Origin of the sequence: Inconstantimicrobium porci (assembly GCF_009696465.1) — a bacterium.
Classification (GTDB): Bacteria; Bacillota; Clostridia; order Clostridiales; family Clostridiaceae; genus Inconstantimicrobium; species Inconstantimicrobium porci.
This window is the reverse complement of sequence record NZ_VULX01000003.1, coordinates 1-24,745: the sequence shown is the minus strand read 5'-3', so window position 1 is coordinate 24,745 and position 24,745 is coordinate 1. Positions and strand designations below refer to the sequence as shown.

The following is a 24,745-nucleotide window of genomic DNA, read 5'->3' as shown; positions in this document are numbered from 1 at the left end:
CCTATAAGATATTTTACCCCAGCTTAAACTTATTAACAAGTAAATATTTATTTCCTTAATTATTATGATATAATTAAAATATATTTTTGGAAACTTTTATAATAATGCCAATTTAGGCTATAAGTTATTCATTAACTTATAAAAAAGTAAAATTTAAAGCAAAACGTAGAAATTTAAAGCTTATATTAGGCTATATGTCCTCTATTTGTTTAAATGGTATCTTATAACTCATTATAAGTTTAATTATGCTTTGCAAACAGTTTTATTTTACTATATAATCAATTCATAAAGTAAATCAAACGGAGGTGATCAAAATTAAAAATAAAAGGCGCTTTTTATTTACATTATTATTAACATTAATTTTTATTACGTCATGTTTTACTGTAGATGTACCGAACATTTTTAATGTAGCAACATCAACACAATCAGTTGCATACGCTAAAAGTTCACATTCATCATCACATAGTTTTAAATCTTCTGGAAGCTTTAAATCAACAAAATCTTCTTCCGGCGGTTTTAAATCAGGGTCATTTGGAAGCTCAAGCAGCAAAAGTTCATCTGGAGGCAGTCTTTTTGGATCAAGTTCAAAATCTTCTTCTGGTGGATTTAAGTCAGCAAGTTTCTCAAGTTCAGGAAGCGGATCATCAAGCAGTAAGAAGTCGAGCAGTTCATCAGGTGGATTTAAATCAGGGAATTTTTCTTCATCACAGAATAGCGGAACTAATAATAACAGTTCTTCCTCATCAGGCTCTTCGAGCTCATCAAACACTTATAACAGAGGAAGTTCAGGCACAAGAACAAGATATGTGCCAATACCTTTCTTCGGAAGATCTGCTTATTACGGCGGATATGGCTACAGGGGATCAAGCATTCTTGGTTCAGCATTTAAATTATTAATAGCACTGATTATAATAATTATAATTATAAAAATAATAAAGAAATCTAATAGAAGATATTAATGGAGGTATTCAATAATGGGAGTATTTACAAGAATTTCAAACATGGTTAAAGGAAAGGTTAATGCCACACTAGACGATATGGAGAACCCAATCGAATTACTAGATCAGAAAATAAGAGAAATGGAAGAAAGCTTAAACAAAGCGAAATTATCATCAGCTCAGGTACTTGGCAACGTACATGAAACAGAAAAGAAACTTGAACTTGCTAAAAAGGAATCTGCTGATTACGATGAAAAAGTTAAACTAGCAATGTCTAAAGGAAATGAAGATCTAGCAAAGAGAGCTCTTCAGAGAAAACTTGATGCTGATAAAAAGGTTCAGTCATTAACTGCAAGCTACAATCAGGCAAAGGTAAGTGCTGATGCATTAAAGAAGAACTTAAAATCATTAGAAGATGAAATCCAGAAGACTAGAAGCTACAGAGACGAAGCAGCAGCTAGATCTAACAATGCAGATGCATCAAAGCAGGTTAATGAAATACTTGCAAATGTACAGACTAAGAAGAACTCTATCAGCCTTGACGACGTAGAAAGAAAAATTCAGAGAAAAGAAGCCATGGCAAGCGGACTTGGCGACTTAAAAGAAGTAGATGATCTTGATAAAGAGTTCGAAGCTTTAGAAGCCGACGTTGATCTAGATGCTGAACTAGCAAAATATAAGACTAACTCAGATTCTACTAACAGCGAAAACTAAAAATAAAGCAGAGGTTTAATTTATGGCTAGTGATTTAGATTTTATAAAGTCTGAGAAAGATACCTGGGGAAAAGTATATGTAGATATATGCTATGCTTATGACAGCGTAGCTCCCTTCCTTTCAGAAAAGACATTAAAGATAAGAAAATATATCAATAAATCAGATGTACTAAAAAAATATATCGATCTTCTTGATTCTTCAGAAAGTGAATTATCAAACAAAAAGAACAAGCTTTTCAGCATGTTTAATGGCAACAAATATGAAAGCCTGCTTACATCATACAAGAATGATAACAGAGAAACTTTTAACCAGCTTCACCAGTGCACAAAGTGCCAGTGCTTAAACTGTGTAAAAGAATGTAAGTTTAATTCATGCAGCGGCTGCAGGGAAAACTCTTTCATCAAGCAATGTGATAAAGAAAAGCTTAATATTACTGTTCACAATAACTTCACTCTTGATCTTACTAACAATAATACTGGACGTGCTTCAAGATACAGAGTCCTTGCTACAATGCAGGATTGTGAAAAAGACAAACAGTATATAATTATTGAGAACGTTGTTGATAAAGAAGATAAATTCATTCTTTACTACTACCCTGGCATCTCAAATGATGATTATGGCGAAATAACAGATCCAGAAGAATTTGATTATATCGCAGAAAATTACCAGTCAATTTAATTTATAATTTAAATTGTATAATGTAGAATTGAGGAAGAATCAGCTTTCAAAGCAAGCTGATTCTTTGTTTTAATGGAGGTTTCACCTCCAAACCTCTAAATTATTTAATTCAAATAATTTAAAGAAATACTAAAAGTATTTTTTAGTTCTGTTTAATGATATAATTAGTTTATTCAAAAGAAAAAGAGGTAATAATAATGAACTTTAATCAACTTGGAATAAGCGATAACATATGTAAAACACTTAAAAAATCAGGAATCCATGAAGCAACTCCTGTACAGGAAGAAAGTATCGAAGTGATACTAAGCGGCAAAGATGTCATTGCTGAAGCTGCTACAGGAACAGGCAAAACTCTTGCATTCCTTCTGCCAATTTTTGAAATGATATCTGAAAAAGACAGCAATGTGCAAGCACTTATATTAACACCTACAAGAGAACTTGCACTTCAGATAAGTGAAGAAGCCAAGAAACTTCAGGAAGCAAAAAATATCAATGTACTTGCTGCTTACGGCGGTAAAGATATTAACGGCCAGCTTAAAAAGCTTAATAAGAATGTGCAGCTTATAGTTGCAACTCCAGGCAGACTTCTTGACCACATAAGAAGAAAATCTATAGATTTAAGCCACTTAAAAACTTTCGTACTTGATGAAGCTGATCAGATGCTTCTTATGGGCTTTAAAAATGAAGTTGAAATGATAATGAAAGAAACTCCAAATAAACTTCAGACTTTATGTTTCTCAGCGACTATGGATTCAGCAGTAAAGAAGCTTGCTTACAGATATATGAAAGATCCTTCTGTTATAGCAGTTAATGATGAAAAAATAACTCTTTCAAATATTAAGCAGGAAGTTGTTGAAACTATCGACAGAGAAAAAAGAAATGACTTATGCAGAGTCTTAGAACAGGATAATCCTTATATGGCCATCATCTTCTGCAGAACAAAAAGAAGAGCTGATGAACTTGAAGAAGTAATGTATAAGAAAGGCTTTAACTGTAGCAAAATTCATAAAGACATCCAACAATCAAAACGTGAAAGAATAATGAAATCATTCAGAAAAGGCGACCTTCAGTACCTTATAGCTACAGATGTTGCTTCAAGAGGTCTTGACATAAGCAACGTTACACATATATACAATTACGATATTCCTGAAAAAGCAGATACTTACATCCATCGTATAGGAAGAACAGGAAGAGCTGGCGAAAGCGGCTATACATGTGTATTTGTTGACCCTAAAGATATGAGAGTATTAAATGAAATAGAAACAAAACTTAAGTACAAGATTCCAAGAAGGGAAATTTAATATAAAGGGGGCCATTTAAATAGATAATTACAACAGTATCATCATTATCTATAAAATTGCAGCTTTATGCTTTATCTTATATAATGGCACAATAATGAAAATTGCGCCTCAAATTTTAGTATTGTACATGCTTATAATAATCATCTTTACATTCATGAAGAACATGTTCAAAAATCAATATGTCTGCATAATTTGTGAAGCTGCTGCTACTCTGCTCTTTGCAGTTAAATATCTTGACTGTGCATCTATTCTTTTATCTATTGAATGTACAGAATTTCTTCTTCCTAAAATAAAGAATACAGTCTTAACAGCATTATTGTCACTGCTGATTCCCATTATAATTTTCAAATGGCATATTCCAGCTTATGAGACTCTACTAACTGTAATAATCGCAATCTCATTATCAGAATTATATAAATTATCACTGAAAACTGTATCCTTTGAAAAGGAAACAATGATGCAGAGGAAAAAGATAAATCATCTTGAATACGAGATGAAACAGGAAGAAAGCAGTCATAACCAGACCATATATACAGCACGTCTTGAGGAACGTACTAAAATTTCCGGCAATCTTCATGACAAAATTGGACATACTATTTCTGCTGTGCTGCTGCAGCTTGAAGCAATAAAATTCATTATGAACAGCGATAAGGATAAAGCATCAGAAATGCTCACAACTTCAATTAAAACTCTCAGAGGCGGCATGGATGAAATACGCGTTGCATTAAGAAGTATACGTCCTGCCGAAGAGGAAATGGGTATTAATAGAATAAAACTACTAATGGATGAAAAAACAAAGAACACTGGTTTTAAATTCACAATAAATTATACTGGTGACTTAAATAAAATAACATCATCATCCTGGCATCTGTTTTACCAGAGCGTAATGGAATTATCAACAAACTCAATCAAGTATTCTAAAGGCAGCCTGATAACAATATCCATCAATGTTCTCAACAAGATCATCAAACTTGAAGTAAAAGATAATGGAATCGGCTGTACTAAAATAAACAAAAATATTGGACTTAGCAATATTGAAGATAAAGTCTCTTCTGAAAATGGCAAAGTCATAATTAACGGCGAAGACGGATTTTCAGTAATAATCTTAATGCCGTATTAACTATTACAATTAGGGGGTATCAGCAGTGAGTATTAATTTAGTTTTAGCTGATGATGATACATTAATCAGGGAAAGCCTTAAAATAATCTTATCATCTGACAAAGATATAAATGTTACAGGATGCTTTGAAGATGGGAAAAGCGCTGTAGATTTTATTTTGAACAATGAAGTAGACATAGCACTTTTAGATGTAAGAATGCCTGTGCTAAACGGTGTAGAGGCTACAAAAGAAATATCAAAAAGAACAAAGACAAAAGTAATCATCCTTACAACATTTGATGAGGATAACTATATAAAAGACGGCATAGCCTACGGTGCAAAAGGCTACCTGCTTAAAAATACGCATCCTGAAAAAATAATCAAGACAATCCACATAGTAAATGACGGAAACTGTGTCTTTCAGGATGAAATAGTCAGTAAGATTTCAAACCAGTTTTCAAATAGTTCAAATACAGTAAGCAGCATAGATAAGAGTAAGTTTACGGAAAGAGAGCTTGATGTAATGAAAGCTATCGCCGACGGTCTCAGCAATAAAGAAATTTCCCAGCTTCTCTTCATATCAGAAGGTACCGTTAAAAATTATATAACTTCAATATTCCAGAAAACCGGACTTGAACATAGAACACAAATAGCTATATACTACATCAAAGGGCACCTGTAATCTTAAAATAACACTTATCTAAATCCTAAAAAAGCACCCCTATTTAATTATGTTAAATAGGAGTACTTTTCTATTATTTATGCTTCCTTAACTTTTTTATCAATCTTATCGAGATTTTTATTAAATCTGAACATATAAAATGATGCTGCAAAAATGACTATATACCCGATAATGCTCATACCATCAGGTATCACATTAAACACTATAATACTGATTACTGCTGAGAAAAGGATATTTGTATAATCGAATATAGATATTTCCTTTGCCTGAGCGTATTTATAGGCAAATGTCACACCAAACTGTCCAATACTTGCACATGCACCTGCTAAAATCAGATATGTAAGCTGAAGCATGCTCATCGGCTTATATGTCATAATCATCATAGGCAGACTGGCTATTGTTGAAAATGCTGAAAAGAAAAATACTATAGTGTCTGGACTTTCCTTTCCACTTAAGCTTCTTACGCATGTATATGCAGCTGCCGCAGTCACCCCACCCATTAATCCTGCAAGTGCTGGAATAGCTTCAAGATTAAATGTCGGCTTGATAACGAATAAGGCACCAATAAATGCAAGAATGCATGATATTGTAACTACCCTCGCCTGCTTAGGCTTCATTCTTTCTTTCAAAAATAAAGTTGAAAAAATAATAACAAAGAATGGACTTAACTTATTAAGCATATTGGCATCTGAAAGTACAAGCCTATCTATAGCATAATAATTAAACCATATGCCAAGAGTTCCAAATGTTGATCTCATTATCAGTCTCATCCTGTTTTCTTTCTTCCCGACAAGACTTTCCTTCTTCTTTATGACTAGAACAAGCGAAACTGCAACCGCCACTAAGTTTCTAAAAACAGTTTTTTGAAATGAAGGCAGGTCACCAGACAGTTTTACGAATGCAGACATCATAGCAAACCCGCAGGATGATGCTATCATAAACGTAATGCCTTTGCTTCTGTTGCTCATTTTACTGAAATTCATACTGCTACCTCTTTCTATATATTTAAATATAATTATTAACATACATACAATTATATAATAAATATAATCTATTTGAAACGTTATATGCTTATAACACTATCTATTATATTCTGATTTTATTTTATTAAAATAAATTAGCGTAACAATAAGTACAGCAGGAAAAATAACTGCCAGAAGAATGCCTTTTTTCAAGTCATCATTAAAAGCACCAGACATAAGTCCTACATATGTCGGTCCCATTGAACATCCTAGATCTCCTGCAAGTGCTAATAATGCAAACATAGCAGTTCCCCCACCTTTAATAGTTTCAGATGCCATGCTGAAAGTCCCAGGCCATAATATTCCTACCGATAAACCACATAGACCACACCCAATAAATCCAATAAACGGTACAGGACATAATGAAATACAAATATAACTTGCAAAGCATAATATGCTACTTATAAACATAAATTTATCTAAATTAATTTTTTCACTGCACTTTCCATAATATGCTCTTGAAATCCCCATCATTGCTGCAAACATCAATGGTCCAAGAAGATCTCCGATTGATTTTGAAAGATTAAGCTGACTCTCTGCATAAGCTGAAGCCCACTGGCTCACCGACTGCTCACATGAACCGGCAAGAAACATTAAAAGTATCATGATCCAGAATGTTTTTAATTTTAATATTTCTTTTAACTCAAGCTTCTTTTCTCCCTCTTTTATAAGTGGAGCTATAGGTACTTTTATAAAAAATAATGAATTCATTATAGGAACTATTGCCCATACCAAAGTCATAAACCTCCAATTGTCGATACCAAACAGCATAAAAAACAATGTTGATATCAGCACTACTCCCACATGCCCCCAGCAATAAAAAGAATGTAAAAGGCTCATGGCAGCATCTTTTCTTTCTGTAGGGCATGATTCTACTATAGGACTTACAAGAACTTCAATCAATCCTCCACCTACAGCATAAATTATCACTGAAATTAAAATTGCTAAGAACTTATCGAAAAAAACTTCTGGAAGTACTGCAAGTCCTATTAAGCCCACCGCCGAGAATATATGTGCCATAATAACCGATATTCGATAGCCAATCTTATCTATTAATTTCACTGATAATAAATCTATAACAAGCTGCACAATAAAGTTAAAAGTAACAAGCATAGTAATCTTATCTATTGAAATATCATATGTAGAATGAAACGTTAAAAATAAAAGTGGTACAAAATTATTAACTATCGCTTGTACAATATACCCTATAAAGCATGCATAAATCGTATTGTTATAATTCATCTTACATTTCATAACATAACCTCCGTAATTTTCAATAGGTATATTATAATACATAATTTCTGTTTATGTAATAAATTCAAAAAATCTGCGAATATAGTACTAATATGTTACTATAATCGCAGAATATTTCTTACTAATTAAATTGAAAACTCTTTATCCTGTTTTGAAGTTTTATATGCAGCTATTACAAAAAATGCTATTGCAAATAGCAGCATTATGCCCAGATACTGTACTATAGATGATAGTGGAATTCCTAACTGCATTTCAATTATTGATTTCATTGCCCATCTGACTGGTGTGAAATATGAAAGCTTCTGGAATGTTACTGGCATAAACTCATATGGTACAAAGCATCCTCCTATCATAACCATGATGATAAGCACAAACATATAAGTGTTGCCTGCCTGATTAGCATTTTTAGAAAATGATCTGATCATCATTGACAGAGCTACTGCTACAACTGCCAGCACATTAAGAACAATGAAAATTGATAGTATTGGCACACCAAGATCGTAATTTATCGCTTTTATTCCAATTAAAGATAAGATTATCTGTAAAAGTATTGTTAGATAACTGCTTATGCCATCTGCCACATAATACTCCCATGTTTTAACTGGACATATAAATATTCTTGTAAATACATTTTCAGTCTTTTCTTTAAAATAATGTTCAGAATTATTTATACCTCTGTTAAGCATAAATAATATTAGAAATCCTATAAATATCTGTCCTAAAGTATATTGTGTTGAAAGATCTGACAGTTTCTGTTTTTTTACGCTGCCTGAGTCTGATTTTGCATATGATTCAAGAGTTTTCTTATAAAGCTCTTTATTTTTTCCACATACCTTGGCAATATCATTGATATTTCGAATTTCTGTACCCAGTATATTCTTAGCCAAACTTGTATTTCCCTCTTCACTTGTTGATGTATTTATCTTAACATCTTTATTATTAATTACCCTGTCTTCATAACCATCTGGTATTTTGACGATAGTTTCTACAGTTTGATTGATAAGAGCATCTTTTTCTTCACTTTCCTTAAGATTAACCACCTTTACAGTATTGTCTTTCTTCAAAGTATCAATTATCATTTTTGAAGTAGCTGAATTATCCTTATCTATTACTCCTATATTAAGCCTGCCATTATTTCTTCCTAATATCTGAGCCGAAAAAAGAAGTATGATTATAGGAACTATAATACCTAGAAGAAACTTCTTTGGTTGTTTCAGCACAGCTATATTTATATTATTCTTTAAAAGTACCAATACATTACTCATAATACTTCTCCTCCATTCTGCTGAATACTGAAATAAACAGATAAATCATCACTGAGATAACAGCTCCGACTATAAGGAAATTAATTAAATAGCTATTGTCAGCAGCATAAACTGACTTAAATACAGCCTCATTAAACCACTTTAATGGAGAGATTTTCCCTGCTATATCAAAGAATGCACCATTGTTACCTGTAAGTGCTATATAACCACCACCTACAAATACAAGAAATATAATGAGAATCTGCATAACATTATTGACAACACCTACAGTTTCTTCCTTCTTAATCAATACTGAGATCATCACTGCAATTCCTACTATTATAGAAATGAATGGAAGTGCAGCAAGAGGCAGAATGAATATATTATTTCCATAGTTAACTCCAATTACGAACTTGCAGACTAGATATGAAATCACAATACATACTTCAGCGTAGATTATATTGGCAGTATATACTGCTAAATAATATCTCCTGCTAGGAATCCCTGAGATTCTTATCCTGTCTTTAATATTATTTTTTCTGTATTCTATAACACTGTATAACGGCATATTAAAGAAATAAAAGATTATCAGTCCTATTTCTGCAACACCGTAATAGCCCATAGCTGTTGTAACATTGTTAGATGATATCTTTGTTGTTGTAAAATACTTTTCTGTACTTTCTTCTGCATTTTTGGCAGACTGCATTGCTCCCTGAGGATTTATCTTGTACATAGCGGTTACTGCATTGTACTTTCTGCATATTGAATTTACTGTAGCAAAAACAAAGCTTGGCTTTGAAATTGAATCACTATTAGAATAAAAATCTATCTTATCACCATTAAGATGAAGCAGTATACTTTTATTCTTTCTTACATCATCTTTTGCTTTATCTAAAGAGACATCCTTAGTAAATCTAAAAGAAAATTCCTTACCGTCCTGTTTAGAAATATCCTGAAGTGTCTTGAAAATTTTCCTTGTATTTTCACTGCCGTCATCTATATATCTTATCTCTATGTTCTTATAAGAAACATTATTTCCACCAAAAGTACCTGATAATAAATTTCCTAACACAAACACAAGGAATACAGGAAAAATAATATAAAACATTGTATTTTTTCTATCTCTTATATTATCAAGAATAGTTGCTTTAATAATAGCTAACATATTATTTCCTCCTTAATCCCTTAAATTTCTGCCTGTAAGTGAAAGAAATACAGTTTCTAGTGATATATCCTTAAATCCTAAATCAATAATTTTAGCAGAACTTAACTCTATTGTATTAATAAGTTTATCAAGATTACTAACTTCTTTTGATGATGTAATACTTAATGTATTTTCTTTCACAGAAACATCCTGTACTCCCTGTACACCTTTTATCTGGTTCACATCTAGTTTATATATATCATCAACTGTAACAGACAATGTACTCTTATCGCTTATCATGTTTTTAAGTTCTTCTTTAGTGCCTTCAACAATTATCTTACCTTTATCTATTATTGCAATCTTTGAACACAATGCTTCTGCCTCTTCCATATAATGAGTTGTATATATTATTGTTGTCCCTTCTTCATTAAGCTTTTTAACTGCATTCATTATATGATTTCTTGACTGTGGATCAATGCCAACAGTAGGCTCATCCATGATAATTATCTGAGGTTTGTGGACAAGGGCACATGCTATATTAAGCCTTCTCTGCATACCACCAGAATAAGTCTTAGCCTTTTTATCTTTAACATCCATAAGGCCCGTAAACTCTAAAGCTTCATTAATTCTCCGCTTTAACATATCACCTTTAAGTCCATATAACTCCGCAAAAAATTTAATATTCTCATAAGCAGTAAAATCCTTATATAATGCAATGTTCTGCGGAACTAACCCTATTTTCTTTTTTATCTCTCTGCTGTCCTTTTTTATATTAGTTCCCATAATTTCTATATCACCATCTGTAGGATGAATAAGTGAACATATCATACTGATTGTTGTACTTTTTCCAGCACCATTAGGTCCTAAAAAACCATATATTTCGCCTTGTTCTATATTAAGATTTATATTATCTACAACAATATTTCCATCAAATTTTTTTGTAATATTCTTCAAACTTATTGCATTCATATTTTTACCTCCATAGCAACTTTCTTCTTTATGGTCTTATTATACAAAATACAAAAAAAATAGTAATCCAACTAAAGTCATTTCTTTATATATGACAAAAGTCACATAGTAAACATTGAGTTTTTATTAAGTTTTATATAATTAACATTTATGTATTTTCTTACCAATTATTTCATGTATAATAAAGTGGAGGGTAAAGTATATTTTACTTTTATTATTAATAAGGGGGTTTTGTTATGAAAAACAAAAAATTATTTTCAACTTTAGTACTTGCTTCTTTTCTTGCAACTGGATTTATACAGCCTCTATCAGCAAAAGCAAATACAATAAATGTCAATGGTATACTTGAAAGCATAAAGAAATCATCTGGCAAAGAGTTTAAGATGGCAGTACAAAACAAAAATCAAAAATCTTTATCAGGTAAGCTTTCAAAAAGAAAAACTTCTAACAGTTCAGAAGCCATAAAATTTCTTGATGAAGTCAAAGATGTTTTATCTTTGAAAGATGTAAATAATAATTTTGTTACTAATAAAGTTATTGATAAGAATAATAAATTACTCTCAACTTACCAATTTAATGTACACTACCAAGCACCCGATATTGGAAGCTATTATGTCTACGTTGACATGAATACTGGAAAAATTGTTAATACAGAAAGCAGACTTAAATTTGATGGTGCAGTGACTGGAAGTGGAACAGCTGAAAATGGAACAGAGAGAACTCTAAATCTTTATCAATCAGGAAATTCTTATGAGGCAAAAGACATAACTAAAGATATGCCTGGACAAATTTCCACTTATACTGCTAACAACAAGCAAGAACAACCAGGAAAACTTTTCACAAGCTCTACAAAAACAATATCTGATCCAGCAGTAGTAAGTGCCCATTCATACGCTGGTGTTGTTTATGACTTCTATAAAAAATTGTTTAATAGAAATTCAATTGATGGAAACGGTATGAGTCTTATTTCAACCGTTCATTATGCCAAAAATTATGCTAACGCCTTTTGGGATCCAGAAACTAATCAAATGGTTTATGGAGATGGTGATGGTAAATACTATAGACCATTATGTACAGATTTTGATGTTGTAGGTCATGAAATGACTCATGGTGTAACTGATAAAACTGCAAAGTTAACTTATGCAAATCAATCTGGTGCATTAAACGAAAGTATGTCTGATGTTATGGGAGTTCTTATCCAAACTTGGGACAAGTATAATGTACAAAATGGAGGCACTTGGGAATTTAACGATTCAGATTGGGTTATTGGTGATGAAATATGTACTGGTAAATCTAACGAAAAAGCGTTCAGAAGCTTAAAAGATCCAACATTATATGATCAGCCTGATAGCATGACATCACCAAATTATTACACAAAATATTGGGATCAAAGTAAAGTTTCTACTGAAGATGCTGAAAAAATAGATTATGGCGGAGTTCATACTAATAGTGGTATTCCTAACAAAGCAGCTTACCTTGTAGCAAAATCTATAGGATGTGAAAAAACAGCAAAAATTTATTATAGAGCACTGACAACTTACTTTAACGCCAATACAAACTTTGCTGGTGCATATAGTGGACTTGTACAAGCTGCTACAGATTTATATGGTGCAAACTCAAATGAAGTAAAGGCATTAACATCAGCATTTACTTCTGTTGATATAATATCAGGATCACAGCAGCCTACTACTGACACTTATGAGCCTAATGACTCTATTAAAAACGCTTATAAGATAAAATCAGGAGAAACTTATAAATCTTATATAAGTAGTTCTTCAGATGTTGATTATTACAAGATATATGTACCATGTTCAAAAACATTAAATATTACCCTATCAAATCTTCCAAAAGATTATGATCTTTATTTATATAATGCAAATGGATCCAAATTAAAGAGTTCAACTAAAGGATCTACTAGCAAATTATTAACTTAAGCAGCTCGATAAACAAGAAGTTATTTATTAAACATACGGTTAATCATCACCGACAAAGTTTATCGAGACTGCTTTGCATTATTGTTCATTTTATCTTTAATAAATTAATATATAATATTAATCATCAATATTAGGAAGTGTTTATTTTTGAAACGAAAAGCTCTAATTTATACAATTATAATCTCATCATTAACTATACTGAGTTGTACCTACATTTTTCCCTCATATAGAAACACTGCTGATAAGGATAGAATTCTTCAGAATCTAAAAAATTCTTCTGGAAAACAGTTTAAATTCTATGAAGACTCAGAAAATAGACAGATATCATTATCAGGCAAGTTATCTAAAAGAAATAGTTCAGATAGTATTGAAGCATTAAAATTTATTAATGAGATCAAACCTGTATTATCAATAAATAATGTAAACAATAACTTTACAATAAAATCACTACGCAAAGATGAACTGGGATTTACTCATATTGTTTTAGGACAGATATTTAACAACATTCCAGTTGAAAAAGCATCAATTTCAGTACATTTTGATAGCAGCAATGTTATTACAAACGTAACTGCTAACATAAATTACGATGTTATTAACAGCCATCAGCAGCTAAAAAGGAATATTACAAAAGCTAATGCTGATTCTATTATAAATAAAGAATTTGCAGATAATAATCCACAAATTAAATTTTTATCAGAAACAGTCATTTCCAAAAAGCCCCACATATATTTCTGTTATAAATACAATGTTCATTACAACACAAATAATCTAGGATCTTACGATGTATATGTTGATATGGCTACAGGCAGAATCGTAAATAAAATTAATAAAATCATATATCAAAAGCCTTGATTTTTTAATAATAGTACTGTATCCCTGTATCCCAATTCAAGACGCATTTTATTTGTTATTTTATTAAAATTAAAAGCACCGGTTATCATTCCACCCTGAAATATACTAGGAGTTATAATTGTAAACTCAGCACCCTTGTATTTTGAGTAATCAATTATGCCATTTATATCAAAATGAACAACAATAAATTTTCTATATCCAAGATCATACAACGGCTTTATAGGTATGTTATCAACTGCACCACCATCAATATATAGATGCCCATCTATATTCACCGGATCAAATACTACTGGGAATGCTGAAGTAGCCATCAAGGCTTTTTTTATCTTTAATATATTTTTTCCTTCCACATCGAAATAATGAGCCTTAAATTGTGGTATTTCTGTACATGATAATATACACTTTATATTTGAATTTGCTATATAATCAATATTAATATACTTCTCTACAATTTCAACAAGTCCATTTCTTGATATTACTTCTGTGTCAGCTATATTCTTAAAAAATTCAGTTGGCTTTTTGCTTTTCAAGTCAAAATTCTTTAGAAATTCACTAATTATTTTCTTCGCATCAATTACTACAATCTGCTCACTAGAAATATTTCGCCATAAACTTTCTGCCTTTTCATAACTTCCCTGTGCAAAAAAAGCTGCATTGATACCACCAATTGAGGTACCTGATACAGCTTTTATATTTTTTTCTATACCAAACTCTCTAAGTGCCTTCCATACACCAATCTGATAAGCGCCTCTTCCTCCGCCACCACCAAGGACAAGAGCTATATTCCTTATATCCTGCATCTTTATCACCAATTAACATTGATCACGATATTATATGCTGATTTATCAGAAATGATATATATTTATTTATCTATACTTAGAATCATCTACTTTTACCCGCTTACCTAATCCAAATGATAAAAAGTAAAGAAGATCATTCAAAACTACAAATACTGTAACTGCCAGAGCATATCCTATATTCTGATTCCAAAACATCTTCTTAAATACACTTTCAAGAAGTACAAGAGAAATGATAACAGCTACAGTAGATGCCATTATAGAATATTTTAATGACATCCTCTTATATACGGATCCACACTTACTGCATTTTACTATATTGCATGCATATTTTATAGATTTGATTTTATCAAATAAAGTGAACTTATGTTCACACTGTGTACATTTACTCATAAAACTCCCAGCAGAATAACTGCTGTTTCCTCCTCACTGCTAATGTTTGCTGTCTAGCTACCTTATAACAAATTATATCAATAAAGATTATAACATATTTTTACGCTTGATGCTGTTTGCACAAATAAGTAATATAAGACTGCCTGCTGCGTAACATAAAATATCTTTTATATCAAATGTTGAACCAAATACAATTCGTGCAACTGTATTATTAGAAAGTCCAAGCACCTTAATAAGATTAAAATACTGTAGAATCTCAACAAAAACCGCAAATATAAACACATATAATATCATGTATTTCACACCTTCAGGTATAATTATCCTCATAAACAGATATACAACTATTACAACAAGTACATCACCAAAATAAGGCCTTATAAAATTATCATGTACAAATAACGCAATATATACCTCAAATATTAGGAATATTAAAAATAACATACCATAAATTACACGCTTTTTACTTTTATTCAAGATTACTTATCTCCTCTTCTATTCATAAACTCTTTTTAAGACTAATCCGTTCTTAAATCCTCCTCTTTCTTTAAGTTTTTCATTTCTCGTATGTATTAGTTCCTCTTCAGTATAACCCATGTTTTTTGCAAGCCCAAACAATACTTCCATTATATCTGCAAGTTCTTCTATATTCTTATCCTCGATATACTCGTTAACTTCTTCTTTGAGCTTTTCTTCTAATCTATCTGTTAATTCATTATTATGTACAATTTCAAAGTCGCACTTTTTACCTGTATTATTTATAATTTCTGGTATAAGATCTCTCACAAGTTTATCATACTTTTTCATAATTTTTTCTCCATTGTTTTTTATTTTAATACCCTTAATTTTACCATATTATTCTGAATTGTTCATAAAATAATAATGTAATAAAATTAATCCCTTAGGAAGTGATAAAAATGTTGCCATATGCTTTATTATTCCTTCTAATAGTCTGCCTTATATGTTTAATAATCTGTGATTACTACAAAAGATATTACTTTAGATTATTATTTAAAACATTGTGCAGCATACTCTTTGTACTGATTGCTTTAAGCAGTTACTATATAAACTGTAAAAATGCCATATATTTTATATTGATGATTGCAGCCTTTATATTCTGCTTAATTGGAGATGTTCTGCTTGCACTAAATAAAAAATCTGATGGTCCAAAAGATATATTCTTCATTTATGGAGGAATAAGTTTCGGTATTGGTCATATTTTCTTTTCTTCAGCATTTATTTATCTTATAGGATTATTCTATAGCGATTTTCTTATAACCACTATTATATATTTATTACTGATATCATTTTTAATGTTCTCAAACAAATATAACTTTAAAGGTATGTTATTAATGGTCTGCACTTACTGTATTCTTATATCATTTATGGTTACAAAAGCATTATCCTTTTTAAATGTATATTCTATAATTCCTAAACAGTCACTTTTCACAATCATAGGTGCACTGCTCTTTCTTTTTTCTGACTGCGTGCTTTCTCTAATTGTTTTTGGCAAAAAAGAGCCACCAAAATGTCTTACTGCAATTAACTTAATTACCTATTATATTGGGCAATCATTGCTTGCATTAAGCCTTATGTAATTTCACTTAATAAAAAATTAAAAAAACATATTTTAAACCTCGACTTTCTTTAACCTTAGTTTATAATTAATATTATAACATTTTCATAAATGTAATTCTTTTGTAGGATTGGGGGTTATTTGATATGAAATTAAGAGAAATACAAGAAAAAGATAACAAACAGGTTGAACATGTTATAAGGACATGCTTACTTGAATTTGGCGGTAATCGAGAAGGTCTTGCCTGGTGCGATCCTTATCTTGGCAGATTTTCAGAGGTATATAGTACTAATAATTCAAAATACTTTGTCGTAGAAGATAACGGCAGAATACTTGGAGGATGTGGCATAGGACCTGTTGAAGGGCTTAATGATACATGTGAACTACAGAAGATGTACTGCTTAAAAGAGCTGAGGGGAACTCACTTTACACATGACCTTTTGGACGCATCACTTGAATTTGCAAAGCAGCATTACAAAAAGTGCTATCTTGAAACACTAAGCAATATGGTGGCAGCAAATAAGTTTTACAAAAAATATGGATTCACTAAATTAGATAAACCAATTGGCAATACTGGGCACTATGCATGTGATACATGGTACATTAAAAATCTATAACCCAAAATAATAATTATTTAAATGAATATTTTTACAGTAATTTAGAATGAAGATTTCAGAATGATGAATACCAGCTGGGAATTACACTTTTATAGTTATCATAATGCTCTAAAGATGCTTTACATCTTCTTATCATCCCATCAACTTCATCTTGTCCAAATTTTATTGCCCACCTTATAGAATTTAATGAAGAATACGCCACATACACTGCAAGTATTCTCCAAAAAATCTCAGGAACATTTTTGTCAAAATAAGCATCTATCTGCCCTCTGCAGTAAGGAATGCTTACTTCAACTGCAAAACTCTCTAATTTAAAAAACTCCTCATAAGCATCGCCCACATTATTTCTATTAAAATCAATAACTCCTACATCACTATTACATAAGTGAATCAGATTTCCTGGATGAAAATCACCATGCTGATATACCTTAGGCAGTCTGTTTATTTCATGCACATGATCACGTACATAATTTACTGCTGCTTCATCTCCCTCTACCCTTATACCTGATTTAAGGTATAAATCAATCTTATGCAGCATTTTTTCTTTTTTACTTTGATCATTAATATCACTATCATCCACTTTTATGGAATGAATCTGCTTTAGGATTTTTCCTGCCCTCCAGCCTGCTTCATACTGTTCCTGCTCTGACATTTGATTAAGAGCTTCTTCTAAATCCTCTCCCTCTACCCACGAAAGAATCATATAAGTATTTTTGCCATTATTGCATATACCAAAATCCACAGGCTTGGACATTACAAAATCCAGACTGCTAAACTTTTTTATTATTCCATATTCATGTTTCTTTTTATCATAATCTGCAATATCAGAAATTCTCAATATATATTTTACATTATTACAATCTTTTATTATATACTTTGATTCGCTGGACCAGCCTTTATATATCTTTTTTACACTGACCCACTTATCGGAATTCATTATGCCGTATTGAAGAATTTCTGCTTTTTTATCATTTAATAAATTTAGATATTCTTTTAATCTGTTTCTATGAGCTGTAACGTATTTATCACTCTCTATAAAACTGAAAAAATCATTTTCAGATAGCCATAAATACGAAATAGTTTCACCCTTTTGAAGAACAATCGAGTCCTTATCGCAGTCAACTTCTGCTAAATATCCATAATATATTGTATTTTTATCTATCGCCTTATATATTGGCACCAGATTGCCACATATAATTCCTGTTTCTTCTTTTAATTCTCTTCTGGCACCCTGCTCTGGACCTTCACCTTTTAGCACACTTCCACCTGCACTGCATTCATAAAGTCCTGGAAATGTTTCTTTCTCATAATCTCTCTGCATTAAAAGATAAGAACCATCTTTATGTTTTACAGTTACATCACTCACCAAATGATAAAGCCCATCTTCAATAGCCTGTCCCCTTATTAGATCTCTGCCAGCCAATGTACCATCTTTTTTATATGCATCCCATATCTCCATAAAAACAGCTCCTTTCAATACTCCAAATTATAATTTATTAATAATCTCAATGCATTCATCTGCTTTAACTACATCTGCAAACCACTTATCAATTGATGCTAGATATGTGTTTTGAACAGTTTCAGCCGGAATTATGTTATCATTCCACTTTAAATCTCTTGTTGCGCATGCATCACCTACAAGTATAACCTTATAACCATGATTTACTGCTGTTCTTACAGAAGTGTCTACACACATATGTGTCATCATGCCACATACCACTATAGAATCTACATTATGTTTTCTTAGATCATAATCAAGACTTGTCTCTAAGAAACTATCTGGTGTGTGCTTAACGATTTTTATTTCATCCTGCATAGGGTATATGCTTTTATTGAAATCGGCTTCCGTACCTGGCTCTACGAACTTTGTATTCTTATCTAAATGCTGCACATGAAATATTGGATAACCTTTTTTTCTAAATGTATTTAAAACATCAGCCGCTTTAGATGCAGCTTCTTCAGGCTGATAAAGTTCTGAACTACCTCCTTTAAAATAAAAGTTTTGAATATCAATAAGTACTAAACCTATCATTTTTTCCCTCCTATCACTTATTACAAATAAAGTATAATAAGAGTATACCAACAAGTAAATTACTTACTTTTTTGTATGTATAATATATATTTATTTTTCTTTTAAATTACTCTGATGTGATAAATTATTTACTCACGCATATAATCTAGCCCTATATTCTGCATTATTCTTACGGCTTCCAGCATCTTCTGCCCACGTGGTGTAAGGTAGTACTCAACATGAAGCGGATACCCTTCATATTTCTCTTTATCTATTATTCCAAACTCTCTAAGTTCTTTTAGCTGCTCCAGGAGCATTTTTTCTGAAATACCATTTATACTCTTTTTTAACTCTGAAAGACTCATTCTGCCATCTCTAAGCTGAAAAACAATAATTGGCTTCCACTTTCCTTTAACCATATCATGAACTATTTCTAATGGACATGTATACTCATTCCTAATCTTCATAACTCCACCCCTTTTATATATTAATTATACCCAATTAACAGAATTATGTAAATTTACAAAGCCAATACTATCAAAAAAACTGTATACAATCAAATCTCTTATCAATTGTATACAGCTTTTTACTAAAAACACTTAACTCTGTTATAGCATAATAAAATATTATGACCTTGCTTCTATATATACTTCTGTATTATTGTTGTCATAACCAATAAGTCTTATATTAAAATGACCTTTATATGTGGTAGAATAATTCCTTGATTCTGCTTTTATGATATACCCTTTATCATTTTTGCATACACTCAAATTTTTAAATTCATTAGAATTTTCGATATATCCACATATATTTCTTCTTATTGTTTCTATATCTTTCTTAACAAAATTGATATCACTTACAAGTTTATCCATCCCTTCCCCTCACTCTTTTATCCTTTTATCGCCAGCCTTTCAAGTGTATCATCATTTATATCTATTTGTCAATATTTACCATATAGATTCCATATTAAAAATATTTGAAATTATTTTCTTTGTAAAAAAGACGCCTATAAATTTATTATAGACGTCTTTTTTCTCTGTATATTAATTTTCACTTAATTTAGTCTTATTTTCTCTTAATAATGAAGGATACTTATTCTTTAAAACAGTGAATACCGGAACTCCCACAATGGAAATAACCACTAGTTCCCCTGCAGCAACCTGTAGTCCATTTATCCAAAATGGAACATCTGGAGTAATGAATAAAGAAAGCTCTAATCCTATTAGTATTCCATTAAATACTGCTGGCCATAATGATGATACAAATAATGAAACTTTATTTTTCATGAATTTAGCAGTCAAACTTATTGCTCCAACACTTAAAAATGTTGCAAATGTACCTATGATTATGTCAGCAGGTCCATTTGGTCCAAGCATGTTGGCAATAAAGCAGCCTAAAGTTAGTCCTCCTATATAAAATGGATCAAAGAAAGCTAATAACACAAGTACTTCTGATACTCTGAATTGTACGCCTCCATATGATATTGGTGCAAACAATAACGTAAGGACAACATATATTGCTGCTATAAGAGCAGTCCTTACTAATCTCTTTGTTGTAATATTATTCATATATAACATCTCCCTTAGTTTTATTTTAGGACAGGAGGTTTGCGAACTGTCCATTTTTTGCTGACAAAGTCAACATCGTCTATTTTATGATATTCTCATACAACAAGTCAAGCAATAAATTTCAATAATATTACAAGGACAACACAGAAACTCCAATAAAACTCTATAGGTAAATTCCCAGAATATAAAGAAAGCACATCTGTATTCAACTAATACAAATGTGCTTATTATAACTTAGATTTTATTCGAACTATTTCTTAAGCTTTTTCACAAAAATTGATGATATAAATGCGACTAATGGAACTGTAAGAATTATTCCTATGCTTCCTGCTACTGATTGAATTATCTCAATTGCAATCGAATCTGTATTAAACAGCTGCATCATTGGTATTCCATATGAAAATATCAAAAGCAGCAGATTTAATGAAGATCCTGTAAATGCAAGTATAAGAGTATTTGCCATAGTTCCCATCGCATCTTTTCCAATATTCATTCCTGACCTAAATAGCTGTTTACTACTCATATTTTTATTAACACTGTTTAGTTCATATACTGATGATGCTATTGACATTGCAACATCCATAACTGCTCCCAGTGATGATATAAATATTCCTGCAACAAGAAGGCCTTTTATCTTCAAATTTGTATTGCTTCCTATCAGCATTAAAGATTCTGCTTCATTCATATTGTATCCTGTAACATTAACTGCATAACCAGATATATATGCCAATAGTCCTGAAATCATTACTCCTAAAATAGTTCCCATTGAAGCTGATATAGTTTTAGAGTTTACTCCATTAAGAAGCACCATACAGACAACTGTAGTTATTATTATAATAAATATTGCTGTAGGTATTGAATCATAGCCTTTAGATAAAAGAGGAAGAAGCAGGAACAACACACAGAACAGTGTAAACAATAGTCCTGCCATAGCTTTTATACCCTTTTTGCCGCCAATTACGGCAAGCAGTACAAATTGAATCTCCTAGAATACAAAAATAAACACGAAAGGATGTCGTTATTGTGGATTCAATTATAACTTATTTACTAATATATAATCAATATCTAATTAAAATTATTTATCAACTTATAGGATTTATTGCTCAACATATTCCACTTAAGCAAATGCAATTTGATGATTCAAACAGTCCTAAATATCAAAAGTTTAAAGTTGATAAACTGCCTATAATCAAACGTTTTGAGCAGGTTGATTACAAACTGCTTTTAGCGTATTACAAGCATAAATATAATAAAATTATCAAGCCCGTCCAAAGACGTAACGGTAAAACTATTCCAGACAAAATTATCTGCCCTAAATGTGGTGCCACTCATGAATACATCTATGATAACAATGGTAGTAAAGGCCAGTATCAATGCAAAGTTTGTGGTACTGCATTTCAAGAGTCTAATTTTGTTACTAAGCCTTTAGTTTTTAAATGTCTATACTGTGGCTCGACGCTTACGGAACGTAAGGAACGAAAACATTTTAAAGTACATAAGTGCACTAATGATAAGTGCTCTTATTATCTTGCAAATTTAAAGAAACTTGATAAAGACATAAGCCATGCTGAAAAATCAAAATATAGCTTCGCTATATTTATAGAGAATTTACCATAAACTTCTTCAAGATGGATTTATACTCACTTCCTGAGCGCGCTACAGGTTTTAGTTTTAAAAAGTTTAATCTTCACATAATGGGGTTATGCCTTACTTATCATGTGAATTTAAAACTTTCTACAAGGCAGACTGCTCATGCTCTAAAAGAAGTTCACGGCATAGATATATCTCACACTATGGTTGCCAATTACGCATTAACAGCTGCTGCTGTTATAAAGCCGTTTGTAGATACTTTTGACTACAAACCATCAAATATTCTATCTGCCGATGAAACCTATATCAAAGTTAAGGGCATTAAGCATTATGTCTGGATTGTAATGGATGCCTGCAAGAAATCCATTTTGGAATACCAGGTATCGGACACACGTGCCGTAGGGCCGTGTATTCTTGCTATGCGTATGGCTTTTGACAAGTTTAAAAACTTCCCAAACAAAACTCTTAAGTTCATTGCTGATGGTTATAGTGCATATCCACTTGCAAAACAGCAATTTGAATTAGAAGAAGAGAAAATCTTCGACTTAACTCAAGTCATTGGATTAACAAATGACGATCCTGTTTCAACAGAATTCAGATGGGTAAAACAAGTTGTTGAGCGATTAAACAGGACTTTCAAATCATCCTATCGTGTTACTTGCGGATACAGCAGTGATGACGGTGCCCTTTACGGTTTTTCTTTATGGACTGCGTATTACAACTTTTTAAGACCTCATCCTTATAATTACTGGAAGCCTTTAAATGAGCTTAAAGAGTTAGAGTTTGCCGAAAACATGCCTGCTAAATGGCAGATACTCATTAGCTTAGGTCAACAGACAATTCTTCAAATGCAAGAATCAGATGCTTCCTGACAAGTAATTTAACTAAATATTTATTGTTATTTTTTGCCTCCGTAACCGAAGGCCTATTTGCTATATTCAATTTTAGAAATAAAATGAAAGATTAAGTTCATACTTCCAAAATAAACAAGAAATATTTCTTACTTATTTTTTCATACGAAACTTTACACTATCAGAAATATTTATCAAAAAAGCAGAGCAATAAAATATTACCCGTACGCTTTTAGATACAAAATAAAATTATTCTTTGAAACTACTTCTAATATAAAATATTTTGTTTCTTCATATGTTATTCTCTTGTTAAAAAATATTTCTTTTGTGTTAATAATTACATACCTGGAATATTGCATCATTTATTGTTATATTTTGCGAATGTTTTTTATTCTCTTTTGTTCGTATATCTACAGTAAAATTAGTTTTAATTAATAAAATGTATTTAAATTTTTATTTAGAAAGGTTGAAAATGAGGATTATACAGAATTGATTACACTAATATTAATAAATTTGGGGAAAATAAAAAAACACTGATTAAAAATCAGTGCAAAATTCTTTGGTTGCGGGGGCAGGACTTGAACCTACGACCTTCGGGTTATGAGCCCGACGAGCTGCCAACTGCTCCACCCCGCGATATTAAATTAAGTTTGTTAGTTACATTTCTTAACTAACAAACTTATTATAATACTATAAAAAGTAAATGTCAACAATAAATAGATAAATATATTTTTATATTTTCCCTACAAGATCGATTCCAGGAGTTAAAGTTTCAGCACCTGGTTTCCACTTAGCAGGACATACTTTGTCGCCATACTGAGCAACAAACTGAGCTGCCTGAACTTTTCTTAACAGTTCATCTGCATCTCTTCCTATGCCAAGATCGTGGACTTCATAAGCCTTTATTTCTCCTTCTGGATTTACAATAAATGAACCCCTTAAAGCCATACCATCCTTTTCAATTAAGACTTCAAAATCTCTTGCAAGCTTTCCTGTTGGATCAGCAAGCATTGGAAATTGAATTTTTGCAATAGTTTCTGATGCATCAGCCCATGCCTTATGAACAAAATGTGTATCCTCAGATACTGAATATATCTCACAATTAATCTCTTTAAACTTGTCATAATTATCTGCCAAGTCTCCAAGTTCTGTTGGACATACAAATGTAAAATCAGCAGGATAGAAGAAGAATACAGACCAGTGATTTTTCAAAGAATCTGATGAAACCTCTGTAAAATCTCCATTCTGATAGGCACTTACCTTAAATTCAGAAACTCTTTTCCCTATTAATGACATATAAACACCTCCTAACAAAGTTTAGTATTATCTAAAGTCAAAAAATTATGAGCAGTTAGAGTATAATTTTTGTAGGCAGGAAAATTGATAAAAAATAAAGGAGATGTAAAAACATCTCCCCAATACATAAATTATCCATTATAATTTAATTGTCGATATTAAATGAATGGAGCTGAGTTTATGTATGATTTAAGTTTAAATGAAAAAGGAATAAGTT

The 24,745-nt window shown here is 31.4% G+C and carries 26 protein-coding genes, 1 tRNA gene and 1 pseudogene; 10 read left to right on the top strand and 18 right to left on the bottom strand.

The window, feature by feature from the left end; all coding sequences use genetic code 11:
* Nucleotides 1-295 precede the first annotated feature (295 nt).
* Complete coding sequence (locus tag FYJ33_RS03720) at nucleotides 296-769, bottom strand: hypothetical protein (protein ID WP_154530427.1); 474 nt, start codon at nucleotides 767-769, stop codon at nucleotides 296-298.
* Nucleotides 770-974: 205 nt separating this feature from the next.
* Here FYJ33_RS03720 and FYJ33_RS03715 point away from each other — a divergent pair, with 205 nt between their 5' ends.
* The 5 genes from FYJ33_RS03715 (at nucleotide 975) to FYJ33_RS03695 (ending at nucleotide 5,413) form a co-directional block, all read left to right on the top strand.
* Nucleotides 975-1,652: a PspA/IM30 family protein gene (locus FYJ33_RS03715; protein WP_154530426.1), complete on the top strand. Its 678-nt coding sequence runs from the start codon at nucleotides 975-977 to the stop codon at nucleotides 1,650-1,652.
* 22 nt (nucleotides 1,653-1,674) lie between these two features.
* Nucleotides 1,675-2,331 (top strand): DUF1292 domain-containing protein, encoded by a 657-nt coding sequence (locus FYJ33_RS03710; protein WP_154530425.1) that lies wholly within the window; start codon nucleotides 1,675-1,677, stop codon nucleotides 2,329-2,331.
* 197 nt (nucleotides 2,332-2,528) lie between these two features.
* On the top strand, nucleotides 2,529-3,632 hold the full coding sequence (locus tag FYJ33_RS03705; protein ID WP_154530424.1) for a DEAD/DEAH box helicase: 1,104 nt from the start codon (nucleotides 2,529-2,531) through the stop codon (nucleotides 3,630-3,632).
* Between the two features lie 154 nt (nucleotides 3,633-3,786).
* Nucleotides 3,787-4,752, top strand: coding sequence for a sensor histidine kinase (locus FYJ33_RS03700; protein WP_206046602.1), 966 nt, complete (start codon nucleotides 3,787-3,789; stop codon nucleotides 4,750-4,752).
* Nucleotides 4,753-4,777: 25 nt separating this feature from the next.
* A complete protein-coding gene (locus tag FYJ33_RS03695; RefSeq protein ID WP_277643584.1) occupies nucleotides 4,778-5,413 on the top strand; it encodes a response regulator transcription factor in 636 nt (211 codons plus the stop codon).
* 77 nt (nucleotides 5,414-5,490) lie between these two features.
* Here FYJ33_RS03695 and FYJ33_RS03690 read toward each other — a convergent pair whose 3' ends face one another.
* The 5 genes from FYJ33_RS03690 to FYJ33_RS03670 all read right to left on the bottom strand — a co-directional run bounded on the left by FYJ33_RS03690 (nucleotide 5,491) and on the right by FYJ33_RS03670 (nucleotide 11,046).
* Nucleotides 5,491-6,396 (bottom strand): DMT family transporter, encoded by a 906-nt coding sequence (locus tag FYJ33_RS03690; protein WP_154530422.1) that lies wholly within the window; start codon nucleotides 6,394-6,396, stop codon nucleotides 5,491-5,493.
* 96 nt (nucleotides 6,397-6,492) lie between these two features.
* Complete coding sequence (locus FYJ33_RS03685) at nucleotides 6,493-7,689, bottom strand: MFS transporter (protein WP_154530421.1); 1,197 nt, start codon at nucleotides 7,687-7,689, stop codon at nucleotides 6,493-6,495.
* Between the two features lie 125 nt (nucleotides 7,690-7,814).
* Nucleotides 7,815-8,954: an ABC transporter permease gene (locus FYJ33_RS03680; protein ID WP_154530420.1), complete on the bottom strand. Its 1,140-nt coding sequence runs from the start codon at nucleotides 8,952-8,954 to the stop codon at nucleotides 7,815-7,817.
* A complete protein-coding gene (locus tag FYJ33_RS03675; protein ID WP_154530419.1) occupies nucleotides 8,947-10,098 on the bottom strand; it encodes an ABC transporter permease in 1,152 nt (383 codons plus the stop codon). The genes FYJ33_RS03680 and FYJ33_RS03675 overlap by 8 nt, the downstream gene beginning before the upstream one ends.
* A gap of 12 nt (nucleotides 10,099-10,110) precedes the next feature.
* The gene (locus FYJ33_RS03670) at nucleotides 10,111-11,046 is read right to left on the bottom strand and encodes an ABC transporter ATP-binding protein (RefSeq protein WP_154530418.1); all 936 of its coding nucleotides are present in this window, start codon (nucleotides 11,044-11,046) and stop codon (nucleotides 10,111-10,113) included.
* A 236-nt stretch (nucleotides 11,047-11,282) separates the two neighbouring features.
* Here FYJ33_RS03670 and FYJ33_RS03665 point away from each other — a divergent pair, with 236 nt between their 5' ends.
* Together FYJ33_RS03665 and FYJ33_RS03660 are read left to right on the top strand one after the other, a co-directional pair.
* On the top strand, nucleotides 11,283-12,980 hold the full coding sequence (locus FYJ33_RS03665) for a M4 family metallopeptidase (protein ID WP_154530417.1): 1,698 nt from the start codon (nucleotides 11,283-11,285) through the stop codon (nucleotides 12,978-12,980).
* 147 nt (nucleotides 12,981-13,127) lie between these two features.
* On the top strand, nucleotides 13,128-13,832 hold the full coding sequence (locus FYJ33_RS03660) for a hypothetical protein (RefSeq protein ID WP_154530416.1): 705 nt from the start codon (nucleotides 13,128-13,130) through the stop codon (nucleotides 13,830-13,832).
* Here the strand turns inward: FYJ33_RS03660 and FYJ33_RS03655 are convergent.
* The 4 genes from FYJ33_RS03655 to FYJ33_RS03640 form a co-directional block, all read right to left on the bottom strand.
* Nucleotides 13,820-14,632, bottom strand: a complete 813-nt coding sequence (locus FYJ33_RS03655; RefSeq protein WP_154530415.1) for a patatin-like phospholipase family protein — start codon at nucleotides 14,630-14,632, stop codon at nucleotides 13,820-13,822. The two genes, FYJ33_RS03660 and FYJ33_RS03655, sit on opposite strands and share 13 nt — an antisense overlap.
* A 66-nt stretch (nucleotides 14,633-14,698) precedes the next feature.
* A complete protein-coding gene (locus tag FYJ33_RS03650) occupies nucleotides 14,699-15,022 on the bottom strand; it encodes a hypothetical protein (RefSeq protein ID WP_154530414.1) in 324 nt (107 codons plus the stop codon).
* Nucleotides 15,023-15,109: 87 nt separating this feature from the next.
* Nucleotides 15,110-15,496 carry a ribosomal maturation YjgA family protein gene (locus tag FYJ33_RS03645; RefSeq protein ID WP_338157037.1) on the bottom strand — a complete coding sequence of 129 codons (387 nt, stop codon included), beginning with the start codon at nucleotides 15,494-15,496 and terminating at the stop codon, nucleotides 15,110-15,112.
* An 18-nt stretch (nucleotides 15,497-15,514) separates the two neighbouring features.
* A complete protein-coding gene (locus FYJ33_RS03640; RefSeq protein ID WP_154530413.1) occupies nucleotides 15,515-15,826 on the bottom strand; it encodes a nucleoside triphosphate pyrophosphohydrolase in 312 nt (103 codons plus the stop codon).
* 110 nt (nucleotides 15,827-15,936) lie between these two features.
* Here FYJ33_RS03640 and FYJ33_RS16950 point away from each other — a divergent pair, with 110 nt between their 5' ends.
* The gene (locus tag FYJ33_RS16950; RefSeq protein WP_154530412.1) at nucleotides 15,937-16,617 is read left to right on the top strand and encodes a lysoplasmalogenase; all 681 of its coding nucleotides are present in this window, start codon (nucleotides 15,937-15,939) and stop codon (nucleotides 16,615-16,617) included.
* Nucleotides 16,618-16,741: 124 nt separating this feature from the next.
* Nucleotides 16,742-17,212, top strand: a complete 471-nt coding sequence (locus tag FYJ33_RS03630; RefSeq protein WP_154530411.1) for a GNAT family N-acetyltransferase — start codon at nucleotides 16,742-16,744, stop codon at nucleotides 17,210-17,212.
* Nucleotides 17,213-17,267: 55 nt separating this feature from the next.
* Here the strand turns inward: FYJ33_RS03630 and FYJ33_RS16200 are convergent, their stop codons facing one another.
* From FYJ33_RS16200 to FYJ33_RS03595, 6 genes are all read right to left on the bottom strand, one after another.
* Nucleotides 17,268-18,671 carry a phosphotransferase gene (locus FYJ33_RS16200; protein ID WP_235900763.1) on the bottom strand — a complete coding sequence of 468 codons (1,404 nt, stop codon included), beginning with the start codon at nucleotides 18,669-18,671 and terminating at the stop codon, nucleotides 17,268-17,270.
* A 27-nt stretch (nucleotides 18,672-18,698) separates the two neighbouring features.
* Nucleotides 18,699-19,244, bottom strand: coding sequence for a cysteine hydrolase family protein (locus FYJ33_RS03615; RefSeq protein ID WP_154530410.1), 546 nt, complete (start codon nucleotides 19,242-19,244; stop codon nucleotides 18,699-18,701).
* 128 nt (nucleotides 19,245-19,372) lie between these two features.
* Complete coding sequence (locus FYJ33_RS03610) at nucleotides 19,373-19,690, bottom strand: winged helix-turn-helix transcriptional regulator (RefSeq protein ID WP_154530409.1); 318 nt, start codon at nucleotides 19,688-19,690, stop codon at nucleotides 19,373-19,375.
* A 159-nt stretch (nucleotides 19,691-19,849) separates the two neighbouring features.
* Nucleotides 19,850-20,095 carry a hypothetical protein gene (locus FYJ33_RS03605; RefSeq protein ID WP_154530408.1) on the bottom strand — a complete coding sequence of 82 codons (246 nt, stop codon included), beginning with the start codon at nucleotides 20,093-20,095 and terminating at the stop codon, nucleotides 19,850-19,852.
* Nucleotides 20,096-20,266: 171 nt separating this feature from the next.
* Nucleotides 20,267-20,791, bottom strand: coding sequence for a QueT transporter family protein (locus tag FYJ33_RS03600; RefSeq protein ID WP_154530407.1), 525 nt, complete (start codon nucleotides 20,789-20,791; stop codon nucleotides 20,267-20,269).
* Between the two features lie 250 nt (nucleotides 20,792-21,041).
* Entirely contained in the window at nucleotides 21,042-21,761 is a 720-nt protein-coding gene (locus FYJ33_RS03595) for a YibE/F family protein (protein ID WP_268891443.1), read from the bottom strand.
* A 53-nt stretch (nucleotides 21,762-21,814) separates the two neighbouring features.
* Here FYJ33_RS03595 and FYJ33_RS17120 point away from each other — a divergent pair.
* Nucleotides 21,815-23,253 (top strand): annotated as a pseudogene (locus tag FYJ33_RS17120) (IS6 family transposase).
* A 539-nt stretch (nucleotides 23,254-23,792) separates the two neighbouring features.
* Here FYJ33_RS17120 and FYJ33_RS03580 read toward each other — a convergent pair.
* A tRNA-Met gene (locus FYJ33_RS03580) sits at nucleotides 23,793-23,868 on the bottom strand.
* 96 nt (nucleotides 23,869-23,964) lie between these two features.
* Nucleotides 23,965-24,528, bottom strand: coding sequence for an alkyl hydroperoxide reductase subunit C (gene ahpC, locus FYJ33_RS03575; protein ID WP_154530403.1), 564 nt, complete (start codon nucleotides 24,526-24,528; stop codon nucleotides 23,965-23,967).
* Between the last annotated feature and the right edge of the window lie 217 nt (nucleotides 24,529-24,745).